General features: G+C 33.4%; 26 protein-coding genes. 25 read left to right on the forward strand and 1 reads right to left on the reverse strand.

Annotated elements, in window-relative coordinates:
• Positions 1 to 4: 4 nt before the first annotated feature.
• The 11 genes from BLS22_RS06055 to pyrR all read left to right on the forward strand — a co-directional run bounded on the left by BLS22_RS06055 (position 5) and on the right by pyrR (position 6,816).
• On the forward strand, positions 5 to 706 hold the full coding sequence (locus BLS22_RS06055) for a YggS family pyridoxal phosphate-dependent enzyme (protein ID WP_408633664.1): 702 nt from the start codon (positions 5 to 7) through the stop codon (positions 704 to 706).
• Between the two features lie 17 nt (positions 707 to 723).
• Positions 724 to 1,167 carry a cell division protein SepF gene (locus BLS22_RS06060; RefSeq protein WP_090552065.1) on the forward strand — a complete coding sequence of 148 codons (444 nt, stop codon included), beginning with the start codon at positions 724 to 726 and terminating at the stop codon, positions 1,165 to 1,167.
• Between the two features lie 18 nt (positions 1,168 to 1,185).
• On the forward strand, positions 1,186 to 1,464 hold the full coding sequence (locus BLS22_RS06065; RefSeq protein ID WP_090552068.1) for a YggT family protein: 279 nt from the start codon (positions 1,186 to 1,188) through the stop codon (positions 1,462 to 1,464).
• Positions 1,461 to 2,249: a YlmH family RNA-binding protein gene (locus tag BLS22_RS06070; RefSeq protein WP_090552072.1), complete on the forward strand. Its 789-nt coding sequence runs from the start codon at positions 1,461 to 1,463 to the stop codon at positions 2,247 to 2,249. Before BLS22_RS06065 ends, BLS22_RS06070 begins: the two co-directional genes overlap by 4 nt.
• A gap of 17 nt (positions 2,250 to 2,266) precedes the next feature.
• Complete coding sequence (locus BLS22_RS06075) at positions 2,267 to 2,725, forward strand: DivIVA domain-containing protein (protein WP_090552075.1); 459 nt, start codon at positions 2,267 to 2,269, stop codon at positions 2,723 to 2,725.
• A 160-nt stretch (positions 2,726 to 2,885) separates the two neighbouring features.
• Positions 2,886 to 3,584, forward strand: coding sequence for a 5'-methylthioadenosine/adenosylhomocysteine nucleosidase (locus BLS22_RS06080; protein ID WP_090552079.1), 699 nt, complete (start codon positions 2,886 to 2,888; stop codon positions 3,582 to 3,584).
• Between the two features lie 222 nt (positions 3,585 to 3,806).
• A complete protein-coding gene (locus tag BLS22_RS06085; RefSeq protein WP_090552083.1) occupies positions 3,807 to 4,100 on the forward strand; it encodes a DUF5665 domain-containing protein in 294 nt (97 codons plus the stop codon).
• 12 nt (positions 4,101 to 4,112) lie between these two features.
• Positions 4,113 to 4,781, forward strand: a complete 669-nt coding sequence (locus BLS22_RS06090; RefSeq protein ID WP_090552087.1) for a TraR/DksA C4-type zinc finger protein — start codon at positions 4,113 to 4,115, stop codon at positions 4,779 to 4,781.
• Between the two features lie 88 nt (positions 4,782 to 4,869).
• The gene (gene lspA / locus BLS22_RS06095) at positions 4,870 to 5,319 is read left to right on the forward strand and encodes a signal peptidase II (RefSeq protein ID WP_090552091.1); all 450 of its coding nucleotides are present in this window, start codon (positions 4,870 to 4,872) and stop codon (positions 5,317 to 5,319) included.
• Between the two features lie 4 nt (positions 5,320 to 5,323).
• Positions 5,324 to 6,250, forward strand: coding sequence for an RluA family pseudouridine synthase (locus BLS22_RS06100; RefSeq protein WP_090552095.1), 927 nt, complete (start codon positions 5,324 to 5,326; stop codon positions 6,248 to 6,250).
• A 29-nt stretch (positions 6,251 to 6,279) separates the two neighbouring features.
• Complete coding sequence (pyrR, locus tag BLS22_RS06105) at positions 6,280 to 6,816, forward strand: bifunctional pyr operon transcriptional regulator/uracil phosphoribosyltransferase PyrR (RefSeq protein WP_090552098.1); 537 nt, start codon at positions 6,280 to 6,282, stop codon at positions 6,814 to 6,816.
• A gap of 46 nt (positions 6,817 to 6,862) precedes the next feature.
• Here pyrR and BLS22_RS06110 read toward each other — a convergent pair whose 3' ends face one another.
• The gene (locus BLS22_RS06110) at positions 6,863 to 8,635 is read right to left on the reverse strand and encodes an Rqc2 family fibronectin-binding protein (RefSeq protein WP_090552101.1); all 1,773 of its coding nucleotides are present in this window, start codon (positions 8,633 to 8,635) and stop codon (positions 6,863 to 6,865) included.
• Positions 8,636 to 8,870: 235 nt separating this feature from the next.
• Between BLS22_RS06110 and dapF the strand changes: the two genes are divergently transcribed.
• The 14 genes from dapF to BLS22_RS06180 all read left to right on the forward strand — a co-directional run bounded on the left by dapF (position 8,871) and on the right by BLS22_RS06180 (position 21,889).
• Complete coding sequence (gene dapF / locus BLS22_RS06115; protein ID WP_090552103.1) at positions 8,871 to 9,722, forward strand: diaminopimelate epimerase; 852 nt, start codon at positions 8,871 to 8,873, stop codon at positions 9,720 to 9,722.
• A gap of 50 nt (positions 9,723 to 9,772) precedes the next feature.
• On the forward strand, positions 9,773 to 10,678 hold the full coding sequence (locus tag BLS22_RS06120) for a YicC/YloC family endoribonuclease (RefSeq protein ID WP_330386477.1): 906 nt from the start codon (positions 9,773 to 9,775) through the stop codon (positions 10,676 to 10,678).
• A gap of 12 nt (positions 10,679 to 10,690) precedes the next feature.
• Positions 10,691 to 10,966: an extracellular matrix/biofilm regulator RemA gene (gene remA / locus BLS22_RS06125; RefSeq protein WP_090552106.1), complete on the forward strand. Its 276-nt coding sequence runs from the start codon at positions 10,691 to 10,693 to the stop codon at positions 10,964 to 10,966.
• A gap of 24 nt (positions 10,967 to 10,990) precedes the next feature.
• Positions 10,991 to 11,593, forward strand: coding sequence for a guanylate kinase (gene gmk, locus BLS22_RS06130; RefSeq protein WP_090552110.1), 603 nt, complete (start codon positions 10,991 to 10,993; stop codon positions 11,591 to 11,593).
• Between the two features lie 14 nt (positions 11,594 to 11,607).
• Positions 11,608 to 11,829: a DNA-directed RNA polymerase subunit omega gene (gene rpoZ, locus BLS22_RS06135; protein WP_090552114.1), complete on the forward strand. Its 222-nt coding sequence runs from the start codon at positions 11,608 to 11,610 to the stop codon at positions 11,827 to 11,829.
• Positions 11,829 to 13,022 carry a bifunctional phosphopantothenoylcysteine decarboxylase/phosphopantothenate--cysteine ligase CoaBC gene (gene coaBC, locus BLS22_RS06140; protein WP_090552118.1) on the forward strand — a complete coding sequence of 398 codons (1,194 nt, stop codon included), beginning with the start codon at positions 11,829 to 11,831 and terminating at the stop codon, positions 13,020 to 13,022. Before rpoZ ends, coaBC begins: the two co-directional genes overlap by 1 nt.
• Before the next feature lie 120 nt (positions 13,023 to 13,142).
• Positions 13,143 to 15,629, forward strand: a complete 2,487-nt coding sequence (gene priA, locus BLS22_RS06145) for a primosomal protein N' (RefSeq protein WP_090552122.1) — start codon at positions 13,143 to 13,145, stop codon at positions 15,627 to 15,629.
• 19 nt (positions 15,630 to 15,648) lie between these two features.
• Positions 15,649 to 16,092, forward strand: coding sequence for a peptide deformylase (def, locus tag BLS22_RS06150; protein ID WP_090552126.1), 444 nt, complete (start codon positions 15,649 to 15,651; stop codon positions 16,090 to 16,092).
• Between the two features lie 11 nt (positions 16,093 to 16,103).
• Positions 16,104 to 17,069 carry a methionyl-tRNA formyltransferase gene (fmt, locus tag BLS22_RS06155; protein WP_090552131.1) on the forward strand — a complete coding sequence of 322 codons (966 nt, stop codon included), beginning with the start codon at positions 16,104 to 16,106 and terminating at the stop codon, positions 17,067 to 17,069.
• Positions 17,038 to 17,811: a DUF116 domain-containing protein gene (locus BLS22_RS06160; protein WP_090552134.1), complete on the forward strand. Its 774-nt coding sequence runs from the start codon at positions 17,038 to 17,040 to the stop codon at positions 17,809 to 17,811. The genes fmt and BLS22_RS06160 overlap by 32 nt, the downstream gene beginning before the upstream one ends.
• A gap of 6 nt (positions 17,812 to 17,817) precedes the next feature.
• Positions 17,818 to 18,507, forward strand: a complete 690-nt coding sequence (locus BLS22_RS06165; protein WP_090552138.1) for a zinc metallopeptidase — start codon at positions 17,818 to 17,820, stop codon at positions 18,505 to 18,507.
• Between the two features lie 119 nt (positions 18,508 to 18,626).
• Positions 18,627 to 19,964 (forward strand): 16S rRNA (cytosine(967)-C(5))-methyltransferase RsmB, encoded by a 1,338-nt coding sequence (gene rsmB, locus BLS22_RS06170; protein WP_176762081.1) that lies wholly within the window; start codon positions 18,627 to 18,629, stop codon positions 19,962 to 19,964.
• 30 nt (positions 19,965 to 19,994) lie between these two features.
• A complete protein-coding gene (gene rlmN / locus BLS22_RS06175) occupies positions 19,995 to 21,029 on the forward strand; it encodes a dual-specificity RNA methyltransferase RlmN (RefSeq protein ID WP_090552145.1) in 1,035 nt (344 codons plus the stop codon).
• Positions 21,030 to 21,130: 101 nt separating this feature from the next.
• On the forward strand, positions 21,131 to 21,889 hold the full coding sequence (locus tag BLS22_RS06180; RefSeq protein WP_090552148.1) for a Stp1/IreP family PP2C-type Ser/Thr phosphatase: 759 nt from the start codon (positions 21,131 to 21,133) through the stop codon (positions 21,887 to 21,889).
• The last annotated feature ends 7 nt before the right edge of the window (positions 21,890 to 21,896 follow it).

The following is a 21,896-nucleotide window of genomic DNA, read 5'->3' on the forward strand; positions in this document are numbered from 1 at the left end:
AGGAATTTGTTTGACAATAGATATTAACATCAATCTTAGAGAAGTAGAAGAAAAAATCCGTGTAGCAGCTTTAAAGGCGGGAAGAGATGCTAAAGATATACAACTAATTGCTGTAACTAAAACAGTGGAGCCAGAGATTATAAAAAAAGCTATAGAGTATGGAGTTAAACATGTAGGAGAAAACAAAGTCCAAGAGTTGTTAAGGAAATATGAAGTAATAGGAGATCAAGTTCAATGGCACATGATTGGCCATCTTCAAAAAAACAAAGTAAAATATATTATTGATAAAGTTGCTCTAATCCATTCTGTAGATTCCTATGATTTAGCTTTAGAAATAGATAAGAGAGCTAAAAAATCAGGTCTTATAATGAAGTGTCTTCTACAGGTTAATGTTTCGGGAGAAGAGACAAAGTATGGTGTATCTCGAGAACAAGCAAAGGATTTATTAAAGGAAATTAGTAAACTGCATAATATTCATATTGTTGGTTTAATGACAATGGCTCCCTATGTTGAGGAAGCAAAGGAAACAAGAGCTTGCTTTGAAAGCCTCAAAGAACTATCTTTAGAGATAGAAAAAATGGGATTACATAATATCCAAATGAAATATTTATCTATGGGTATGTCTAATGATTTTGAAGTAGCAATTGAAGAAGGTGGAACTTTGGTAAGAATTGGAAGTAAAATTTTTGGAGAACGTAACTACTAGACTAAGGAGGATCAATTATGGCGGGAAAAATTATTGATAAGGTAAAATATTTTATGGGGTTAGATGTATTTGAAGAGGAAGAGATACAGGGTGATGATGAACAATATCAGCAGGATGATATGACACCTGTCTTAAATAGTAATAAAAAGAATAAAATTTTAAATATACATACAACAACACAAATGAAGGTAATTATTTATGAGCCTAGCAATTTTGATGAAGCTCCAGGTATTGTAGACAATTTAAAAAACAGAAAACCTGTTATTATTAATTTAGAAAATATCGAACCTGATTTAGCTAGAAAGTTTTTTGATTTTTTAAATGGTGCGATCTATGCCTTAGATGGAAATATTCAAAAGGTTTCCACAGGTATATTTATTTTAGCTCCTAACAATGTAGACATTATGGGGAACATTAAAGAGGAGTTAAAAAATAAAGGGGTTTTTCCCTGGCAGAAATAAAAAGGAGTGTGATTATATTTGTTTGCAACCTCAGATATTATAAGGGCATTATACTATTTAGCTAGACTAATCAATGTTTTTATTTTGATTAGAGTATTGTTTTCTTGGATTAACCCAAACCCCCACAGTTCATTGGTGCAGTTCATTTATGGGGTAACAGAACCTATCTTATCCCCTGTAAGAAATCTCATATACAAACTTGGATATACCGGCATGATAGATTTTTCACCAATTTTAGCTATATTATTGGTGAATATGGGCTATTCACTGCTGGTAAGGCTGGTAATTAGCCTGTGATTGACAAAGAACAGTATATACATCATATAAAGGATGATGCATTAAGACATTCAATGGTTAAAATATTGGACAAGGTAGAAGGCGTCCTAAGAAACCATGATATTAAAGGAACAGATTTTTTAAATCCATATGAGATAACAGCTGTAGAAGAAGTATTGTCTAACTTTGAAAATATTGCTTTCAAGGCATCTGGAGGATACAAAGGGGCAGAGAGACAAGTCCTTGTTATCTTTCAAGATTATTTGGCACTTGAATCTGTAAAAATCCCTGTGGCTGCTTTAGAACTCACTGGGAATATAAAATTCAAAACCTTAAATCATCGAGATTATTTAGGGGCTATATTATCATTAGGAGTTAAACGAGAAAAGGTTGGGGACATCATCATTAATGAAAATAGTTGTCAAATAGTTTTGCAGGAGGAGTTAAAAGACTTTCTTAAATTTCACTTGAATAAGGTAGGAAATGTTTCTATATCCATTAAAGAAATAGGGTTAGAAGAATTAAAGCCTTTGGATGTGACCTATAAAGAACTAAGTGGTACCGTTGCTTCATTAAGACTAGATAGTATTGTCAGCTTAGGATTTAAAGTGCCCAGAAGTGAAGCCCAAAGCTTAATAGCTAAGGAAAGAGTATATATAAACTGGAAACCTATTAATAAAAATTTCTATGAAATACATCCCAGTGATGTTATCTCTGTAAGAGGTAGAGGACGTATAATTGTGGAGGGTATCCAAGGGGAAACAAAATCAGGTAGAGTACATATCAAACTGAAAAAACCAATATAATAATGGAGGTGACCTTAATGCTTACACCTTTAGATATTCAAAATAAAGAGTTTAAAAAAGCGTTTAGAGGTTATAAAGAAGAGGAAGTAGATGAATTTTTAGACGAAGTTATGATACATTATGAAAAGCTATTTAAAGAAAATGCTGAATTAAAGGATAAGATAGAGAAAGCGCAGCAACAGGTGGAACAGTATAAAAATTTAGAAGAAACTTTGAAAAACACATTAGTTGTAGCCCAAAACACAGCGGAGGAAGTGAAAAGTAATGCATCTAAAAAATCTCAGCTAATTATTGAAGAAGCTGAGATACAAGCAAAAGAAATTATTAATAATGCCAAAAAAGATGTAGAAGATGTAAAGTATGAATATGAAGAAGTAAAAAAACAGATGAAAATTTTTAAAACTAGGTATAAAACCTTACTACAATCTCAATTGGAGACATTATTAGAAACCAAAGAAGAATTAGAAGGAAGTTAATGATTTGTTAGTAGATGCATTAATATTAAGTATGATAAAGTCTCGTTCTAATCAATAACTTGAACGAGATTTTGATTTGCGTATAAAAAACGCTGAAAAAGGTCTATACTTTAACAACAGTTAAAAAGGATTATTCTTAGAAAATTTAGGAGGTAAAAATATGAATAGGATAGGTATTATTGGAGCAATGGATGAGGAAGTAGATATTCTTAAGGACGAAATGAAGGTTCAAGAGATTAAAAATATAGGGAATATGGATTTTTATATAGGACAGCTGTCAAGTAGAGAGATTGTATTAGTTCGCTGTGGAATTGGGAAAGTTAATGCTGCAGTATGCACTCAAATCTTGATAGGACAACTTGGAGTAGAAGCTGTTATTAATACGGGAGTAGCAGGAGGAATTCATGATAGCTTAGAGGTTTTAGATGTAGTAATTTCTACAGATGTACAGCAGCATGATTTTGATGTAACAGGATTTGGATATAAAATAGGTGAAATACCAAGGATGGATACTTCTATCTTTAAGGCAGATGAAAACTTGCTGGATATGGGGTATAGGGCAGCAAAAAAAGCGTTGAAAAATCATAAGGTATTAAAGGGTAGAATTGTCTCAGGGGATGTTTTTGTTAGTAGTCCTGAATTAAAAAATAAAATACAGGAAGTTTTTCAAGCCTATTGTACAGAGATGGAGGGGGCAGCTATAGGACATACCTGTTATTTAAATGGAGTACCCTTTGTCATAATTAGAGCTATGTCAGATAAAGCGGATGGGTCGGCCCATACCAGTTTTACAGAATTTGTTACAGAGGCTGCCAATCATTCAAAAGCAATTGTTATGGACATGTTGAATCAAATTTAAAATATTCGTAAGCTCCTACTATGTAAAGTACTATTTTTACTGCTGTATAATGACCCTACTTAATAGCTAAAACAATACTTATTTGTAAAGAAAAAGGTACCCAAGTTACTTGATGTAGCACTGAATCTCCAATTTTTACAAAGTAAAAGCCGCAGGACTACAATATACTGAAGGATAAATTTCACTGAAAGGGTTAAAATATATTAACAGAGGAGAGCAGATATGTCTAGTAATAGAAAAAAGCCAAATCTAGGTGATAAGCTAGAGGATTTATCTAGAAAAATGGATAATATGAGGGTAGCAGAATATGTGGCGTTGGTTTCTAGCCCTAAAAAGCTTTTTTTAATGAATTTTTTGCTGGGGTTAGTTCGAGGCATAGGTATGGGCATAGGTTTTACCCTGCTCACAGGACTTATTATAGCGTTATTAGCTTATATGCTACGCAGTTGGGTAAATCTTCCCTTCATTGGTAAGATCATAGCAGATTTAATAGAAATTATTGAAAATTATAGGTAGGAGGGTTATTGTTTGAATGTAAAAAAACTAGAACATTTTAAAAACTTACTTTTAAAAGAAAAACAAGAAATTGTTGATACCCTAAGACGAATGGAGGAACATCAACCCCATAGTGGGTCTATGAAGGAATATACTGAAGAATTGTCGGCTTATGACAATCATCCGGCAGATTTGGGCACAGAAATGTTTATGACATCTATGCAGGCAAATTTGGAAAACAACGAAAAATATAGATTGCATGAGATTGATAGGGCTTTAAAAAGAATAGAAAATGATGAATATGGGATATGCAGAGATTGTAGTGGTGGTATTTCTGAAGAAAGACTAGAAATATTGCCAGAGGCAGATACTTGTATGGAATGTGAAAAAGGAAAAGTAGCTCTATATGATTCTAGTAGTAATCGACCTGTAGAAGAAAGACTACTGAGGCCTCCTTTTGGCAGAACCCATAAAAATACTGATGATTACACAGGCTATGATGGTGAGGATGCTTATCAAGAAGTAGCTAAGTATAATGAAGTGAAAAGTGATCCTTCTTTTTCCACCGGAGATAATCAAGGGGTATTTGATGATGATAGTTTAGGTATTGTTGAGGGAACAGATAAAATAACTGAAGGACACTATAAAAGCCAGATACCAGGCACAACTAAGGAAAGAAAAGGAAAGAAGGATTCTCAATAATAACACAGAAAAAAAGGTACTTTTTGTATCTTTTTTCTTTTTAGAATGATATAATCATAAAAGTAATAAAGAAGAAAGGGGCTCGTATATGAACTACATTATATCCTTTATTGTATTGTTATTGGATCAGGTGAGCAAAATATTAGCATTAAACTATTTAAAAGAAATTGGAGAAATTCCTATAATAAAAAACTTTTTATATTTTACCTATGTTGAAAATCGTGGTGCAGCCTTTGGTATACTTCAGAATCAAAAATGGTTTTTTGTTATTATGACATTTGCTGTTGTAGGATTTATCATTATTTATTTTACAAAAAACAAAGACTACCCCAAGCCTATGATGATTGGATTAAGCTTAATTGTCGGTGGTGCTATAGGCAATTTAATTGACAGGGTATTATATGGCTTTGTGGTGGACTTTATTGATTTTAGAGTATGGCCTGTATTTAATATTGCAGACTCTGCTATTGTAATAGGCCAAATACTGATTGTTTATGTTATTTTAAAATACGATCGCTTGAACCAAAAGGAGATGTAACGCTTTGGATAAAGAAGTATTTTTTGTATCGGAAGAAGAGGAAGGTATTCGGTTGGATTTGTACATTTCAGAGGAATATAAGGACTTAAGCAGAAGCTATATACAAAAGCTTATCAAGGATAGTATGGTTAAGGTGAATAATAAACATGAAAAAAGCAAGTACATTGTTAAAGAAGGGGATGAGATTGAGGTATTGATACCCCCTCCTAGGGAACTAGATATAAAACCTCAAAATATTTCCTTAGATATTGTCTATGAAGATGAAGATGTAATTGTGGTCAATAAACCTCAAAATATGGTTGTACATCCTGCTCCGGGAAACTATGAAAACACTTTAGTAAATGCCTTGTTATATCACTGTAAAAATCAGTTATCCTCTATCAATGGTGTAATTCGTCCCGGAATTGTCCATCGAATTGATAAAGATACCTCTGGTTTATTAATGGTTGCAAAAAATAATTGTGCCCATAGATCCTTAGCCGAACAATTAAAAGAACATACGATTACGAGGAAGTACCACGCTATTACCCTCGGAAGAATTAAGGAAAATAAGGCCACTATTAATGCTCCTATTGGCAGACATCCTATTCATCGTTTAAAAATGGCAGTGGTAGAGGGGGGCCGAGAGGCTGTAACCCATATACAGGTATTGGAAAGATTTCATCAATATACATATATTGAAGCAAAGCTAGAAACTGGGAGGACCCATCAAATTCGTGTTCATTTATCCTATATCAAGCACCCCTTACTAGGGGATGAGGTGTATGGAGGCAATACTAAAAAGTTTAACCTAGCGGGTCAAGTTTTACATGCTAAGGTTTTAGGATTTATTCATCCTAGCAAAGGGGAGTATATGGAATTTGAGGTATCTTTACCTCAAAACTTTGAAAGATTATTGAAAATAATAGGAAGTAGTAATTCCCAGGGATAAATTGTTAATTTATAAAGCGAGGTGTAAAAATGAAAAAACAAGTACATTTGATGGATGATAAAGCCATCAATAGAGCTATAACAAGAATAGCCCATGAAATATTAGAAAAAAACAAGGGCGCTAAGGACATTGTTTTAGTTGGCATCAAAACTAGAGGAGTACCTTTAGCACATCGTCTGGTAGAAAAGATTAAACTTATAGAAGAAGTAGTTGTTCCTGTAGGGGTACTGGATATTACTTTATACCGGGATGATCTAACAAAGGAAAATCTTGATCCTGTCATTCACGGCTCTAAAATACATATTGATATAAATGGAAAAAAAGTTATATTAATAGATGATGTTCTATATACAGGTCGAACGGTTAGAGCAGCCTTGGATGCCTTGGTTGACATTGGACGACCAAATACAATTCAATTGGCTGTACTGGTGGATAGAGGACATCGTGAACTACCTATAAGAGCAGATTATGTAGGAAAAAATGTACCAACTGCAAAGGATGAAGTGGTTAAGGTAAATCTTGAAGAAATAGACAAAAACAACTTTGTTATTATTGAAAAACTCTAAAAAAACCCTATGTAAATACATAGGGTTGCTCTTTATCAATAAGGCATTAACTCATTTGATATAGGTTGCAAATAGCCTTCTCGTTTCCGTCTACTAAAATAGTAGTATAATAATCATAGATTACCATACCTGGTTTAGCGCCTTTGGGTTTTCGCACATTTTTCTTTTGGGTATAGTCTACAGCTACTTTTGTAGCGTTTTTGGCTTTGCTATAATAGGCAGCTAAAGAAGCAGCTTCTTCAATGGCTCTTTGTGAGTACTTTTGGTTGTTTCCTTTTAAAATGACGTGGGAGCCGGGCATATCCTTAACATGAAACCATAAATCCTCTTTATCAGCAATTTTTAGAGTGATTTCATCATTTTGCTTGTTGTTTTTTCCTACTAATATTTCAAATCCATCAGAGGATTTATACTTTAAATGACCAGACTTTTTAAAATTAGCAACAACTTTTTTACCGTAACGCTTTTTAAGGTAACCTATTTCTACTAATTCACTATGGATTTCTTCAAGATCTGAAAGATAAGTTGATTGATCTATATTAACAATGATTTGCTCTAGATAATTAATTTCAGTTTGGGTTTTTTCTAACTGTTTATCTATCTCTAACAAAGCAGTTTTTGATTTATTATATTTTTTATAATAGGCCTGAGCATTTTGGGAGGGAGTTAACCTTTTATCTAACTGAAGTTTAATAGCCTGTTGAGCTTCATCATAATAATTAATTACCTCTATGGTATCCATACCTTTTTGAATTTGATATAAGTTAGCAGTTAAAAGTTCTCCCTTTAATTTATAGCTATCAGCTTTCTCTGCTTTTTTTAGATCTTGGTGAAGATTTTGAAGCTTATTGTATAACCGTTCAAGCTTGATGGTGATTGCTTTTCTCATGTCATAGGATTTTTGTTTAATCCTTTCTTTTGAATCACGATGAATGTAAAAAGTTTCTAGCATTTCACTGGTAGAGGAAGCTGCTTCATGTGTACAAAAGGATAGATGCTTCAAATCAACAACACTAAAGTCAACGTATTGATTACGGTTGGTATCTATAAAAATAGAAGGAACATAATTGTGATTTTTAACTGTTGCTGTAATGAAGGAAAATCCATTAAATAATTCAATGAATTCTAAATCTGATAGATTACTAATAAGTCCATCATTATCAACATTAGCTATAAAAGCAATTTCCTTAGCGATTAAGGGAGAGATCCCTGTAAAACAATTATATATAGCTTTTTCTACTGAAAGAGATGAAAAATGATTCAAGAGGGTTTGAAAGTCTTGGAAACTATTGACCGTTAATGGATTATATTTATTCTGCGAAGGAGGCATAGCATACTGTAATCCAGGTAAGACTTGACGATAACGACTAACATCTAAAGAAACCCTCTTAATACTATCTAAAATTTTGTTATCCTCACAGTCTATTAGTATGATATTACTATGACGACCCATCATCTCAATAATCAATTCCCTGGACTTTACCATATTTAATTCATCTAAGGTTTCAATTGTAAGTTTAACAACTCTTTCGAAATCTGGTTGTTGAATAGCTACTATTTTCCCTCCCTGTAAATATTTTCGTAGTAGCATACAGAAGTTTGGAGGAGTAGCGGGATTTTCTTTATTTGTATTTGTAAAGTGTATTCTAGGATAATTACTATTAGCAGATAATAAAAGCTTAAGGTTTTTTCCTTGACCTCTTAAATGTATAATAATTTCATCAACTTCTGGTTGATAGATTTTTTCTATCCTATTAAAGGTTAATAATTTATTTAAATCATAAACTAAAGCAGATACAACTAAACCGTCTAATGCCATAATCTATGCCTCCTATTCATTTGGTAATCCTACTATAGCATAAAAGGATGTTGAATGCAAAAAACATAGAATCTATAACAATTATGGAAGGAAACTATTGCATTCTTTAACTATTATTAGTATGCTTTTAATATTAAAAGAAATTTAAACTAGCTAAAAAATAATCAAAATTTACTTTAACAAAAATAAATTCCTATAAAAGTGTTAACACTTTAAAATAGAGTGAGGTGTAAAAATGAATATACCCTTTAAAAAGCTCCATGGAGCGGGAAATGATTTTGTTATCATAAAACATGAAAATTTCCCCTATAAAAAAGATTTTAGCCAGCTAGCTATAAAAAGCTGCCATAGACGATTTGGTATTGGAGCCGATGGATTAATGGTGGTGGCTGGATCTGAAATAGCTGATTTCAAAATGCATTATTATAACAGTGATGGTTCCGAGGCTAACATGTGTGGCAATGGTATAAGGTGTTTTGCCAAGTTTGTATTTGATGAAGGATTGATAAGGAAAAGACACTTTTCTATTGAAACCTTAGCAGGTATCAAAAACATTAGCATAAAGGAACAGGATGATAAAGTACATACTGTTGTTGTTAACATGGGTAAGATGATCCTAGAACCTAACAAAATCCCTGTTGTAACAGAAGAGGTGGACAAATTTATCAATCAATCTTTAGAGCTAGAGGACAAACAATTTGTTATATCAACGGTTTTAATGGGGGTCCCCCATACTGTTATTTTTACTGAAGATTTACAGTTAGCCACAATAGAAGAATGGGGGCCAATTATCGAAACACATAGGATGTTTCCTGAGAAGACAAACGTTAATTTTGCCAAGATTGTAGACAGATGCCACATAGAAGTTAGAACATGGGAACGGGGTGCCGGTTATACCCTAGCCTGTGGTACTGGCGTAACCAGTGTTTGTGGTGTTGCCCACTACTTAGGACTGGTGGATGAAACTGTTCGGGTTAATACAGAGGGTGGAGAACTAATAATTACTATATTTGAAGATGGTAATATAGATATGGAGGGACCCGCGGAGGATATATGCTGTGGGGTATATTTTTTCAAAGAATCTTAAACAATAGACTTGTAAATCTAACAGGTGACATATAGAATATTAAAGGGAGAATGATGAAAACGGAGGATGAATTTATGTTGATTAGCATGACAGGGTTTGGTAGAGGGGAAGGACAACAGGAGGGTAAACATTTTCAAATTGAAGTAAAATCCGTAAATCACAGATATATGGATATAAGTATTAAGATGCCCAGAAGTTTTACCTACTTAGAGGATAATATTAGACAATTAATAAAAGCATATATTAAAAGAGGTAGAGTGGAGATCTTTATTACCTATAAAAATCTTGGGGAAAGTGATGTAAAGGTCGTTACAGACGTTGCTCTAGCCCATCAGTATATAACGGCATTAGAGGAAATTCATAATAATTTTAAGGTTGAAAAGGATATTGCAGTTTCAACTATAGCAAAGTTTCCTGATGTCCTAAAGCTTGAAAAACAAGAAGAAGATGCAGAGATAATATGGAGACTTTTAGAAAAAGGCCTAGTAAATGCTTTAGAGGATTTAATGGATATGAGAAAGGCCGAAGGAAGTAAATTAAAAGAAGACCTATTGAAGCGCCTTAATATACTTATAGGTTTAATAGGGAAAATAGAAGCAAGGACGCCAGAGATAGTAAAGGAGTATAGAGAAAAACTAACAAAGCGTATTAAAGAAATATTAGATGAAGCTTTAGAGGTGGATGAAGGAAGGATAGCAATGGAGGTGGCTTTATTTGCTGATAAAAGCAACATAACAGAAGAACTGGTTCGCTTTAATAGTCATATAGAGCAATTTAAAAAAGCTATGGAACAAGATGATGCTGTTGGAAGAAAGTTGGATTTCCTCATTCAGGAAATGAATAGGGAAGTTAACACCATCGGCTCTAAAGCCAATGACTTAATCGTTTCTAATATTGTAGTAGATATTAAAAGCGAGTTAGAAAAAATAAGGGAACAGATACAGAATATTGAATAGGGAGGCCACATAATGAATATAAAATTAATCAATATTGGTTTTGGTAACATTGTCTCTGCTGGTCGTATTGTTGCCATTGTTAGCCCTGAATCAGCGCCTATTAAAAGAATTATTCAAGAGGCTAGGGACAGAGGTATGTTAATAGATGCTACTTATGGGCGTCGGACTAGAGCTGTTATTGTAACAGATAGCGATCACATTATTTTATCTGCAGTGCAACCAGAAACAGTTGCCCATAGATTAAATTCAAAGGACAAAGATGTTGAAACAATAACTGAAGTTGAATAGAGTAAGGAAGAGGAGATATATATTATGGATCAGAAGGGATTGTTGATTGTTATATCAGGACCTTCAGGGGCAGGAAAAGGAACGATTTGCAAGAGTCTACTTAATGCAAACAAGGATATAAAAATTTCTGTATCTGCTACTACTAGAAGTCCTAGAAAAGGTGAAGTAGAAGGAAAGAATTATTATTTTATTTCTAAAGAACAATTTGAGGAAATGCTACAGGAGGATGCTTTATTAGAATATGCGAAGGTCTATGAAAATTATTATGGTACACCTAAAAACTATGTATTAGAAAACCTAGACAGTGGTAATGACGTTCTGTTAGAAATAGATATAGTAGGAGCCCTTCAGGTTAAAGAGAAATTTAAGGATGGTATTTTTATTTTTATACTACCTCCTTCTTTGGAAGAACTGAAAAATAGAATTGTGGGTAGAGGAACAGAAAGTGATAAGGATATTGAAATACGATATGGCTGTGCTATTGAAGAAATTGAGCAAGTAATAAAATATGACTATGCTGTTATCAATGATGATATTGAAAGAGCTACAAGGGATGTAGAAGCTATTATTAAAGCTGAGAAATGTAAAGTTAGTAGAATGCATAACAACATAAAATCCATACTTTAAGGAGGTTTGATAACATGTTATATCCATCAACAAATGAGTTAATGACAAAGGTAGATAGTAGATATACTTTAGTGGTAGCAGTGGCTAAAAGAGCCCGTCAGTTAATAGACGGAAATGAACCAAAGGTGAAAGCTCCTTCTCTTAAACCAGTTTCTATAGCAACCCATGAAATTGTAGAAGATGTGGTGACCTATACACCAGCTGTAGAAGAGAAGGATAGAAAGGTTAATGAATAATGTTAAATAAAAAAAACATTGTGCTAGGAGTAACGGGAGGAATTGCTGTCTATAAAGCCTGTGATATTGTCAGTAGGCTTAAAAAGCTTTCTGCAAATGTAGACGTTATTATGACAAAAGCTGCTATGGAATTTGTCAACCCCCATACTTTCCAAGCATTAAGCCAAAATCCTGTTATTAAAGAAATTTTTGAAACCCCTAGACATTGGGATATAGAGCATATATCCTTAGCTCAAAAAGCGGATATTATTTTAGTAGCTCCTGCCACAGCAAATATTATAGGTAAAGTAGCCAATGGCATTGCTGATGATATGTTATCCACAACAATTATGGCATCAACTGCAAAGATTGTTTTTGCACCTGCCATGAATACAAAAATGTATGAAAATAAAATTTTTCAGTCTAATATGAAACGGTTAAAGGACTTAGGGTATGAATTTATCCCTCCACAATCAGGAAGATTAGCCTGTGGAGATATTGGGACAGGAAAATTAGCAGATGTTGATAAAATTATAGAGTTCCTTGTAGAACTTGAAACAGAGGAACAAGACTTGCTAGGTAAAAAAATATTAATTACTGCGGGACCGACGGCAGAAGCTATAGATCCTGTAAGGTTTATTACCAATCATTCCAGTGGCAAAATGGGTTATGCTTTAGCAGAGGCAGCCAGTAAAAGGGGTGCTGATGTTACCTTGATTGCAGGTCCCACTAAGCTAGCACCACCTATAGGTGTCAACCTTATTTCTATTAGAAGCACCCTGGACATGTATGCTGCTGTTATGAAGCATTTTCCTGAACAGGACATTGTTATTAAATCTGCTGCAGTAGCAGATTACCGGCCTGAAAATATTGCTGATAAAAAAATAAAAAAGGAAGAAGGTAACTTAACCTTAACCTTAGCAAGAAATCCTGATATTTTAGCAGAACTAGGAAAAATAAAAGAAAATAAAGTATTGGTGGGATTTGCAGCTGAAACAAACAATGTTATAGAGTATGCAAAAGAAAAAATCATAAAGAAAAACTTGGATTTTATTGTAGCTAATGATATTACTGAAGAAGGTGCGGGATTTGCTACTGACACGAATATTGTCTACTTAATTGATAAAAAGGGGGATGTTCGGAAAGTTGATAAAGCCACAAAACTAGAAATAGCTCATAATATCCTGAACAAAACAAAGGAATTTTTAAAATAATTATAGCCTGTATCTTTGGATACAGGTTTTTCGTTACAAAGAGCACTTTTTCATTTAGGTAGAAATTTGATATAATAAAATAATATGAAACAAAAAGTTGTATGTTTTGGAGGTGATAGGGTGGGAGAGAATTTATACATAGCACAGGCTATTGTAAATAATAACAGTCTTCACACAGATAAAATATTTGATTATAGCATACCAGAGGACCTCCAAGGAGTAGTGGCAAAGGGCATGAGGGTGATGGTTCCCTTTGGGATAGGTAATAATAGGTTAGAGGCTTATATACTTAATATAAAAAAAGAAGAAAAGGTAACCTACAAGCTAAAAGATATTTTATATCCTTTAGATGATAAACCAATTCTTACTGAGACTCAGATTAAAATGATTTTATGGCTGAAAAATAAATATTTATGCAGATATATCGAAGCCATCCATTGTTTTTTGCCTTCTGGAATTGTTAATAAAGAAAAGAAAATTGTTGAGCTTATAGAAAAAGATTGGCAGAAGGTTATTAGCAGGAATTCAAAAAATCAAATAGAGGTTTTAAGGATACTAGAAGATTTAGGTGGAAAAATAACATTAGAAAAATTGTTTGGGAAACTATCTTTTAAAAATTTCCAATCTACGTTAAAAATTTTAGAGGAAAAAAATATTATAAAAATAGATTATAGCATTTCTTCTAGAATTAAAATACAAACTCAACAATATGCACAGCTAACCCTCAAGGATGATGAGGTGGACACTACAATAGCATCCTTAAAAAATGCTAAAAGACAAAAGGAAATTTTACTGTTTTTAAAGGCCCATAAGGAATGTGCTGTGAAGGAATTGCTAGACATTTTAAAGGTTACTAGAAGCTCATTAAATGCTTTAATAAGTAAGGGATATATTACTATAATTGACAAGGAACATAAGAGAGATCCTTTTAAAGATATTGTATTTAAAGATTTTCCAAAGCTTGTTCCAAATTCCCAGCAAAAAAAGGTTATTGACGTAATTACCAATTACATCAAGGAGGAAAAAGCCCATACATTTTTACTCCATGGAATAACTGGAAGTGGAAAAACAGAAATTTATTTACAGTTAATGGAACAAGTCCTAAAAAAAGATAAGCAGGGAATTATTTTAGTTCCAGAAATAGCCTTAACTCCCCAAACAGTTGAGCGATTTTATGGAAGATTTGGAGAAGGAATAGCTGTTTTACACAGTAACCTTTCCGATGGAGAAAGATTTGATGAGTGGCGAAAAATTACTGAAGGAAAAGTAAATATTGCTATAGGAGCTAGGTCCGCTATATTTGCACCCTTTAAAAATCTTGGTATGGTTATTATTGATGAAGAACATGAAAATACGTATAAATCTGAAATCAATCCTAAATACCACGCTATAGAGGTAGCCAACTATCGTAGTAAGGAGGAGGGAGCTATTGTTGTACTAGGCTCTGCCACCCCTTCTATAGAAAGTTATTATAAAGGAGAACAAAAAGAAGTTTCACTATTTACTTTAACAAAGCGAGCTACAGCTTCGGATTTGCCAGAGGTAGAAATAATCGATATGAGGAAGGAATTAGACAATGGAAACAAAAGTATATTAAGTCATACATTGTTTTCTGCAATACAGCAAAACTTAGAAGTTAATAAACAGACAATACTGTTTTTAAATAGAAGGGGATTTGCAACCTTTGTCAGCTGTAGACAATGTGGTTACGTAGTAAAATGTAAGCATTGTGACATTGCTATGACCCATCATAAAAACATGAAAAATCTACAGTGTCATTATTGTGGAGATAAAATACAAGAACCTGAAACCTGTCCTTCATGTAGTAGTTCCAATATAAATTACTTTGGTGCTGGAACCCAACGGATAGAAAGTTTAATTAATACTTATTTTCCTAAAGCTATTATCGAGAGGATGGATATGGATTCCACAATAGTAAAGGGGTCCCATCAAAGGATTTTAGAGAAGTTTAAAAAAGGAAAAATAGATATCTTAGTGGGGACACAAATGATTTCTAAAGGATTAGATTTTCCTAATGTAACATTGGTGGGGGTTATTTCTGCAGATGCCTCGTTAAACCTACCGGACTTTCGAGCTTCAGAAAAGACCTTTCAATTAGTAACCCAGGTGGCAGGAAGGGCTGGGAGAGGATTGGATAAGGGTAGAGTAATTTTACAAACCTACAATCCAGAACATTATAGCATCTATACAGCAGCAAATCATGATTTTGAAAGCTTTTATAAAGAAGAATTACTGCTTAGGAAAGAATTTATTTATCCACCTTTTGTTCAGCTAATTAATATTTGTTTTACCGGCAAAAATGAAAAGGAAGTTTATATTGTTTCAGAAAAAATTACAAACAATATAAAATATATATTGCAGGCCAAAGGTTATAGCCAATACAATGAAATTGTCTTTGGTCCCAATCCTGCTATTATATCAAAGATTAATGAAAAGTTTAGATATCAAATATTATTAAAAAACCATGAAGTTCCCTATCATCTTTTAAGATCTATTGTAAAATATTTATTATTAGATAAGCGACAGAAGTTTATACCGTCAACCATTACTGTAAGCATTGATATTGATCCCTTATATATTATGTAAATTTGTTAGGAGGAAGAATATGGCTATTAGAATAATTAGACAAGAGGATGATCCCGTTTTAAGAAAGACGGCCAAGGTAGTAGAAGAAATCGATAAAAAGATTCATGTATTGATAGAAGATATGATAGAAACCATGTATGATGCTGATGGGGTAGGGCTGGCTGCTCCACAGATTGGTATTTTGAAAAGAATTATTGTCATCGATATTGGTGAAGGTCCTATAGAACTTATCAATCCAGAAATTTTTGAGAAAACCGGAGAACAATGTGATACCGAAGGTTGTTTAAGTCTTCCGGGAAGATCGGGGGAGGTTGTCCGGCCCAGAAGAGTTAAAGTAAAAGGAGTAAACAGACAAGGTAAAGAAGTAGTTATAGAAGCTACTGGTTTGCTGGCAAGAGTCTTGTGTCATGAAATTGATCATTTAAATGGTATCCTATTTATAGATAGAATAAAAGATGAATAGAGGTGAAGGTGATGAAAATCATTTTTATGGGAACACCGGATTTTGCAGTACCATCTCTAGAGGTTTTAATCCAAGAAAACCATGAGATTTTAGGGGTTTTTACTCAACCAGATAGACCGAAGGGCAGGGGAAAAAAAGTAGCTATGTCCCCCGTGAAGGAAAAAGCTTTAGAATATAATTTTGATGTATATCAGCCAACTACATTGAGAAGTCCAGAAGTGGTATCTACGATAAAAAATATGAAACCCGACCTCATGGTGGTGGTGGCCTATGGTCAAATTTTGACAAAAGAAATACTAGATATACCACCTTTAGGGTGTGTGAATGTTCATGCTTCTCTGTTGCCTAGGTATAGAGGTGCTGGACCTATTCAATGGGCTTTGATTAATGGTGAAAAAACAACCGGAATCACCACCATGTATATGGATGAAGGTCTCGATACAGGAGATATGATCTTAAAAGAAGAAATTTTTATTTCTCAAAATGAAACTGCTGTAGAGCTTCATGATAGATTAGCCCTTTTAGGTGGAAAGCTATTAAAGGAAACCATTAAACACATAATTGATGGAACTGCCCCTAGGGAAAAACAAAACCATGAAAAATCTACCTATGCCCCTAGACTTACTAAAGAACTAGGAGAGATCCAATGGAATAAAAACGCTGAGGAGATTCATAACTTAATAAGAGGAACAATACCTTGGCCAATGGCTTATACCACATATCTTGATAAAACTATGAAAATATGGAGAAGTGATGTGGAAAAAAGTCCTGGTCCCCATCAACCTGGAGAAATCGTCGAAGTAACAAAAAATAAAATTTACGTAGGAACTGGGAAAGATTTATTGGTAATAGAGGAACTACAATTTAGTGGGGGGAAACGATTATCAACAAAGGACTTCTTAGTAGGTAATAGCATAGAAAAGCATGTAATCCTAGGAGGATCATATGGAAATAAACAAGAAAATTGCAAGAGATAGCTCCTCAAAAACCTTTGCTATCCTATTAATTGTGATGCTAATGATAGTATTGGCTTTATCAGGAATAATATTTTGGCTATCCCTAAAGGAAAGTACAATCTTTTATCAAATCATTGGTTTTGGGAGTATGATATTTCTATTAATCATGGGGCTGTCCATAGGCTTAACTATTTTTGCTGTAATGATGTTATGGTATAATAAAAGAGTTCCTTCCATGGCGATAACTGTGATGGAGATTTTTATTCATGCTTCCTATCCCATCATTATAGCCTTAGGCAAGCTATTAAAATATGATAAAAATACTATCAGAAGGGCATACACCAACTTAAATAATCAATTGGTCCTAACTAGAGGGTATAAATTTAAGGGGGAAGACGTATTGATATTGACACCCCATTGTATTCAGAAATCCTCTTGTCCCCATAAAATCACCAACAATATATATAACTGTAAAAGGTGTGGTCTTTGTAATGTTGATAGATTAATAGATTTTAAAGAAAGATATAGCATTAATTTTAGTATTGTTACAGGAGGCACCCTGGCAAGAAAGATGATACAGGATTTAAAGCCAAGGGCCATCATTGCCATTGCTTGCGAGAGGGATCTTTTCAGTGGTTTGATGGATGTTAAAAGAATTCCTATACTAGCTATTGTCAATAAACGCCCAGAAGGACCCTGTATTAATACACAAGTGGATTTAAAGGAAGTAGAGAAAGGAATTTTACATTTTATAAAGGAGTGATAAAGTATGTATTTTATGCCTTTTGATTCAAGTATGATGATTTTAATTCCAGCCATTATATTTACCATGTATGCCCAAAGTAAGGTAAAAACAACTTTTAATAAATATTTAAGAATGCCTACTAAAAAAGGTTATACAGGATATGATGTAGCAAGAACCCTATTAGATCAAAATGACTTAAGGAATGTTCCGATAGAAATGGCTAGAGGGCATTTGTCGGATCATTATGATCCAAGAGGAAGGGTTTTAAGATTATCCAACGAGGTATATCGTGGAAGTTCTGTTGCTTCCATCAGTGTTGCAGCCCATGAGGTAGGTCATGCAATACAGCATGCTAGAGGATATGTTCCATTAACCTTTAGAAATGCTATATTCCCTGTAGCCAGCTTTGGCTCTTCTGCAGCATGGTTCTTTATTATGGCAGGCTTTTTGATCAGTGGATTTGAAGTTTTACTAGACGTAGGTATTTTATTGTATGCAGCAGCTGTGCTATTTCAAGTGGTAACCCTACCAGTGGAGTTTAATGCCAGTAGCAGAGCCTTAAGGCTTTTAGATGCTAATGGTTTTATTTCTAGGGATGAGTATAAACCTTCTCAAAAAGTTTTGAAGGCGGCAGCATTAACTTATGTAGCTGCAATGGCAGCAGCTGTTGCACAATTGCTTAGATTTATTGTGTTAAGAAATAGAAGAAATTAATAAAGGCGTGAAAACGCCTTTATTTTTTGGGTAAAATATCTCTATGAAGAAGAATATGCAAATATATTTATATGCATTGATACATCATATATAATAATTATAAATAGGAGGTAATAGGGATGGATGCTAGGGAAGGTGCTTTGAAGGTTTTATATGAAATAGAAGTAAACAAAGCCTATTCTAACATAGCTTTAAATAAAGAAATAAAAAGCAAACCATATACAAAGCTTGACAGAAATTTTATTACTGAATTGGTCTATGGAACTTTGGAAAATTTAATATTTATCGATTATGTTTTACAGCAGTTCTCTGCTATGAAGTTAAAAAAAATTAATCCTTGGGCTTTAAATATACTTAGGATGGGTATATACCAAATTCTATTTTTAGATAAAATCCCACCCTTTGCAGCTGTAAATGAAGGGGTAAATTTATCTAAAAAATATTGTAAAAGAGCCTCAGGTTTTATCAATGGCATCTTAAGAAATATCATTAGAAATCAAGGAACTATCAACATGCCTGATAGGAAAGAAAATTTATTGGAGTATTTATCCATAAAATATTCCCATCCCCAATGGATGGTTAAAAGATTTTTAAGTTATTATTCTGAGGATTTTACAGAAGAACTGCTAAAGGTAAATAATGAGACACCTAAGCTTTATATAAGAGTGAATACTTTAAAAACCACTGTTGAAGATGTAATAGAATTGCTGCAACAGCAGGAAATCAAAGCAGAAAAAAACCCTTATCTTTCGGAAGCCTTGGTCATTGAAGGTGGGTTTAGTGATTTAGAAGCTTTAGATGCATATAAAAAAGGACTGATACATATTCAAGATTTTAGTTCTATGCTGGTGGCCAGGATTTTAGACCCTAAAGAGGGTGAATTTATTATTGATGTATGTAGTGCTCCAGGTGGAAAGACCACCCATATAGCCCAGCTCATGAAAAACAAAGGACAAGTACTGGCCAGAGATATCTACGACCATAAATTGAAATTAATAAAGAACAATGCAAAAAGATTAGGCATCAAAATAATTAAGACAGAAAAATTTAATGGTAAGGACCTAGATCATGGTTTAATAGAAAAGGCTGATAAGGTTTTAGTAGATGCCCCATGTTCAGGCTTGGGAATTATTAGAAGAAAGCCAGAAATTAAATATCGTAAAGAGGCTGATGATATAAAGATTATTACAGAACTACAGCTTAAAATACTTATAAATGCTTCCAAATATGTAAAACCTGGTGGAGAACTACTTTATAGTACCTGCACTATTGATCCCAATGAGAACAATGGGGTAGTGGAAAGATTTTTAAAGGAAAATCCCCGATATCAGCTAATTGACATCAATCAACAGTATCCATTGATTTTACCAGGGGAATATCAAGAAAAAATGATTCAACTGTACCCTAATCTTCATGGAACTGATGGATTCTTTATTGCAAAGCTAAAGAAGAAATAAATATACGATAGTGTGCTAGGAGGTTTATCATTGGAAAAATTAGATTTACTGAGTTTATCATTAGAGGAAACCCAAGACCTAATAGATGGAATGGGAGAAAAGAAGTATAGGGGAAAACAGATTTTTCAATGGGTGAACAAAGGAATAAAAGATTTTGAGGATATGATGAATATACCAAAAGCTTTAAGGGAAAGGCTACAAGAAAATACTTTTATAACCCATATTCAGATGGAAAAGAAATTAATTTCTAATATAGATAATACAAGAAAATATTTATTTTTATTAGATGACGGCAACATTATAGAAGCAGTTGTGATGAGATATAAGCATGGTTTAACAGCCTGCATTTCTTCTCAAGTAGGCTGCTTAATGGGTTGTAGCTTTTGTGCTTCTACCAAGGGAGGATTAATAAGAAACCTAAGGGCAGGGGAAATGATGGATCAAATCCTCTTGATGCAAAAGGATTTAAATGAAAGGATATCTAATATTGTTTTGATGGGTAGTGGAGAACCATTACATAACTACCAGGAGGTCATTAAATTTCTTAAAATAGTCAATAATGAAAATGGGTTAAATATTGGCAATAGACATATAACCCTATCCACCTGTGGATTAATACCAGAAATTAAAAAATTGGCAGACCTCCAGATACCTATTAACTTAGCTATATCTCTTCATGCCCCCAATGATGGACTAAGACAACAGATGATGCCAATAGCCAAGAAGTATAATATTAAGGAGCTTATTGAAGCATGTAAATACTATTTAGAAAAAAATAATAGACGAATAACTTTTGAATATGCTTTGGTAAAAGGGGTTAATGATGAGGAAAATCATGCTCATCAATTAAGTGAGCTTTTGAAGGGAATGCTTTGTCATGTAAATCTAATCCCAGTCAATACTGTAGTAGAGAGCAATTATGAAAAGTCTAGTAATCAAAAGATTAATCTATTTCAAAAGGTTTTAAAGGAAAGAGGTATAGAAACTACCATTAGAAGAGAAATGGGAAGTGACATAAATGCTGCTTGTGGACAGCTTAGAAATAATTATTTAAATAGGGATTGAAGATAATAATTTCTACTAAAAAAATAATCAATAGAAACCTCTAAAATTGAAGGGTTTGGTACAAAACTGTCGAATATGTATATCGATAGGAGGGAGTAATTATGAAAGCAGCAGCTATTACAGATGTAGGCAAAGTAAGAGAAATAAATGAAGACAACTATTGTATTTATGAAAATGACATTGGGTTATATATGGTGGCCGATGGAATGGGAGGCCATAAAGGTGGAGAGGTTGCAAGTTCTATAGCTATTCATAGAATAAAAGACCATATTACCAAACACATAGAAGAAGAATTAGCTGAATTGGAGGGTCCAGCTATAGAGGGACTTATATTTGAAGCCTTTAATAGGGCTAATAGAGAAGTTTACAATAAGGCTAAGGAAGATTTAAATTGTGAGGGTATGGGAACAACTGTAACAATGGCTTTAATAGCAAATAACAAGTTATATATAGGTCATGTAGGAGATAGCAGAGGATATCTTTTAAGGAACAATACATTAGAGCAAATAACTCAAGATCACTCATTGGTGGCGGAATTAGTAAGAAATGGAAGCATTACCGAAAGAGAGGCTATGAAACATCCCCAAAAAAATATTATTACAAGATCCTTGGGAACAGATGAAAATATAAAAGTAGATATCTTTTCAGTAGAATTTCACGAAGGGGATATATTAATACTTTGCACCGATGGACTAACAAATTTTGTTGATAGGTATGAATTAGAAAAGATATTATTAGAAACAGATGATTGTGTTGAAGTTTGTAACACTTTAGTTTCTTTAGCAAACCAACGAGGTGGATATGATAATATTACTGTAGTTATCGTGAAAGAAAAAGCCACTGGCATAGAAGGTAGGTGAAAGAAAT

Source organism: Natronincola ferrireducens (genome assembly GCF_900100845.1).
Lineage (GTDB): Bacteria > Bacillota > Clostridia > Peptostreptococcales > Natronincolaceae > Natronincola_B > Natronincola_B ferrireducens.

Bases quoted from the DNA above. Each gene is read 5' to 3' on its own strand.
- BLS22_RS06060 (WP_090552065.1), top strand. From the start codon at position 724: ATGGCGGGAAAAATTATTGATAAGGTAAAATATTTTATGGGGTTAGAT.
- BLS22_RS06075 (WP_090552075.1), top strand. From the start codon at position 2,267: ATGCTTACACCTTTAGATATTCAAAATAAAGAGTTTAAAAAAGCGTTT.
- BLS22_RS06080 (WP_090552079.1), top strand. From the start codon at position 2,886: ATGAATAGGATAGGTATTATTGGAGCAATGGATGAGGAAGTAGATATT.
- BLS22_RS06085 (WP_090552083.1), top strand. From the start codon at position 3,807: ATGTCTAGTAATAGAAAAAAGCCAAATCTAGGTGATAAGCTAGAGGAT.
- lspA (WP_090552091.1), top strand. From the start codon at position 4,870: ATGAACTACATTATATCCTTTATTGTATTGTTATTGGATCAGGTGAGC.
- pyrR (WP_090552098.1), top strand. From the start codon at position 6,280: ATGAAAAAACAAGTACATTTGATGGATGATAAAGCCATCAATAGAGCT.
- BLS22_RS06110 (WP_090552101.1), bottom strand. From the start codon at position 8,635: ATGGCATTAGACGGTTTAGTTGTATCTGCTTTAGTTTATGATTTAAAT.
- dapF (WP_090552103.1), top strand. From the start codon at position 8,871: ATGAATATACCCTTTAAAAAGCTCCATGGAGCGGGAAATGATTTTGTT.
- BLS22_RS06120 (WP_330386477.1), top strand. From the start codon at position 9,773: ATGATGAAAACGGAGGATGAATTTATGTTGATTAGCATGACAGGGTTT.
- remA (WP_090552106.1), top strand. From the start codon at position 10,691: ATGAATATAAAATTAATCAATATTGGTTTTGGTAACATTGTCTCTGCT.
- gmk (WP_090552110.1), top strand. From the start codon at position 10,991: ATGGATCAGAAGGGATTGTTGATTGTTATATCAGGACCTTCAGGGGCA.
- rpoZ (WP_090552114.1), top strand. From the start codon at position 11,608: ATGTTATATCCATCAACAAATGAGTTAATGACAAAGGTAGATAGTAGA.
- coaBC (WP_090552118.1), top strand. From the start codon at position 11,829: ATGTTAAATAAAAAAAACATTGTGCTAGGAGTAACGGGAGGAATTGCT.
- def (WP_090552126.1), top strand. From the start codon at position 15,649: ATGGCTATTAGAATAATTAGACAAGAGGATGATCCCGTTTTAAGAAAG.
- fmt (WP_090552131.1), top strand. From the start codon at position 16,104: ATGAAAATCATTTTTATGGGAACACCGGATTTTGCAGTACCATCTCTA.
- BLS22_RS06160 (WP_090552134.1), top strand. From the start codon at position 17,038: ATGGAAATAAACAAGAAAATTGCAAGAGATAGCTCCTCAAAAACCTTT.
- BLS22_RS06165 (WP_090552138.1), top strand. From the start codon at position 17,818: ATGTATTTTATGCCTTTTGATTCAAGTATGATGATTTTAATTCCAGCC.
- rsmB (WP_176762081.1), top strand. From the start codon at position 18,627: ATGGATGCTAGGGAAGGTGCTTTGAAGGTTTTATATGAAATAGAAGTA.
- BLS22_RS06180 (WP_090552148.1), top strand. From the start codon at position 21,131: ATGAAAGCAGCAGCTATTACAGATGTAGGCAAAGTAAGAGAAATAAAT.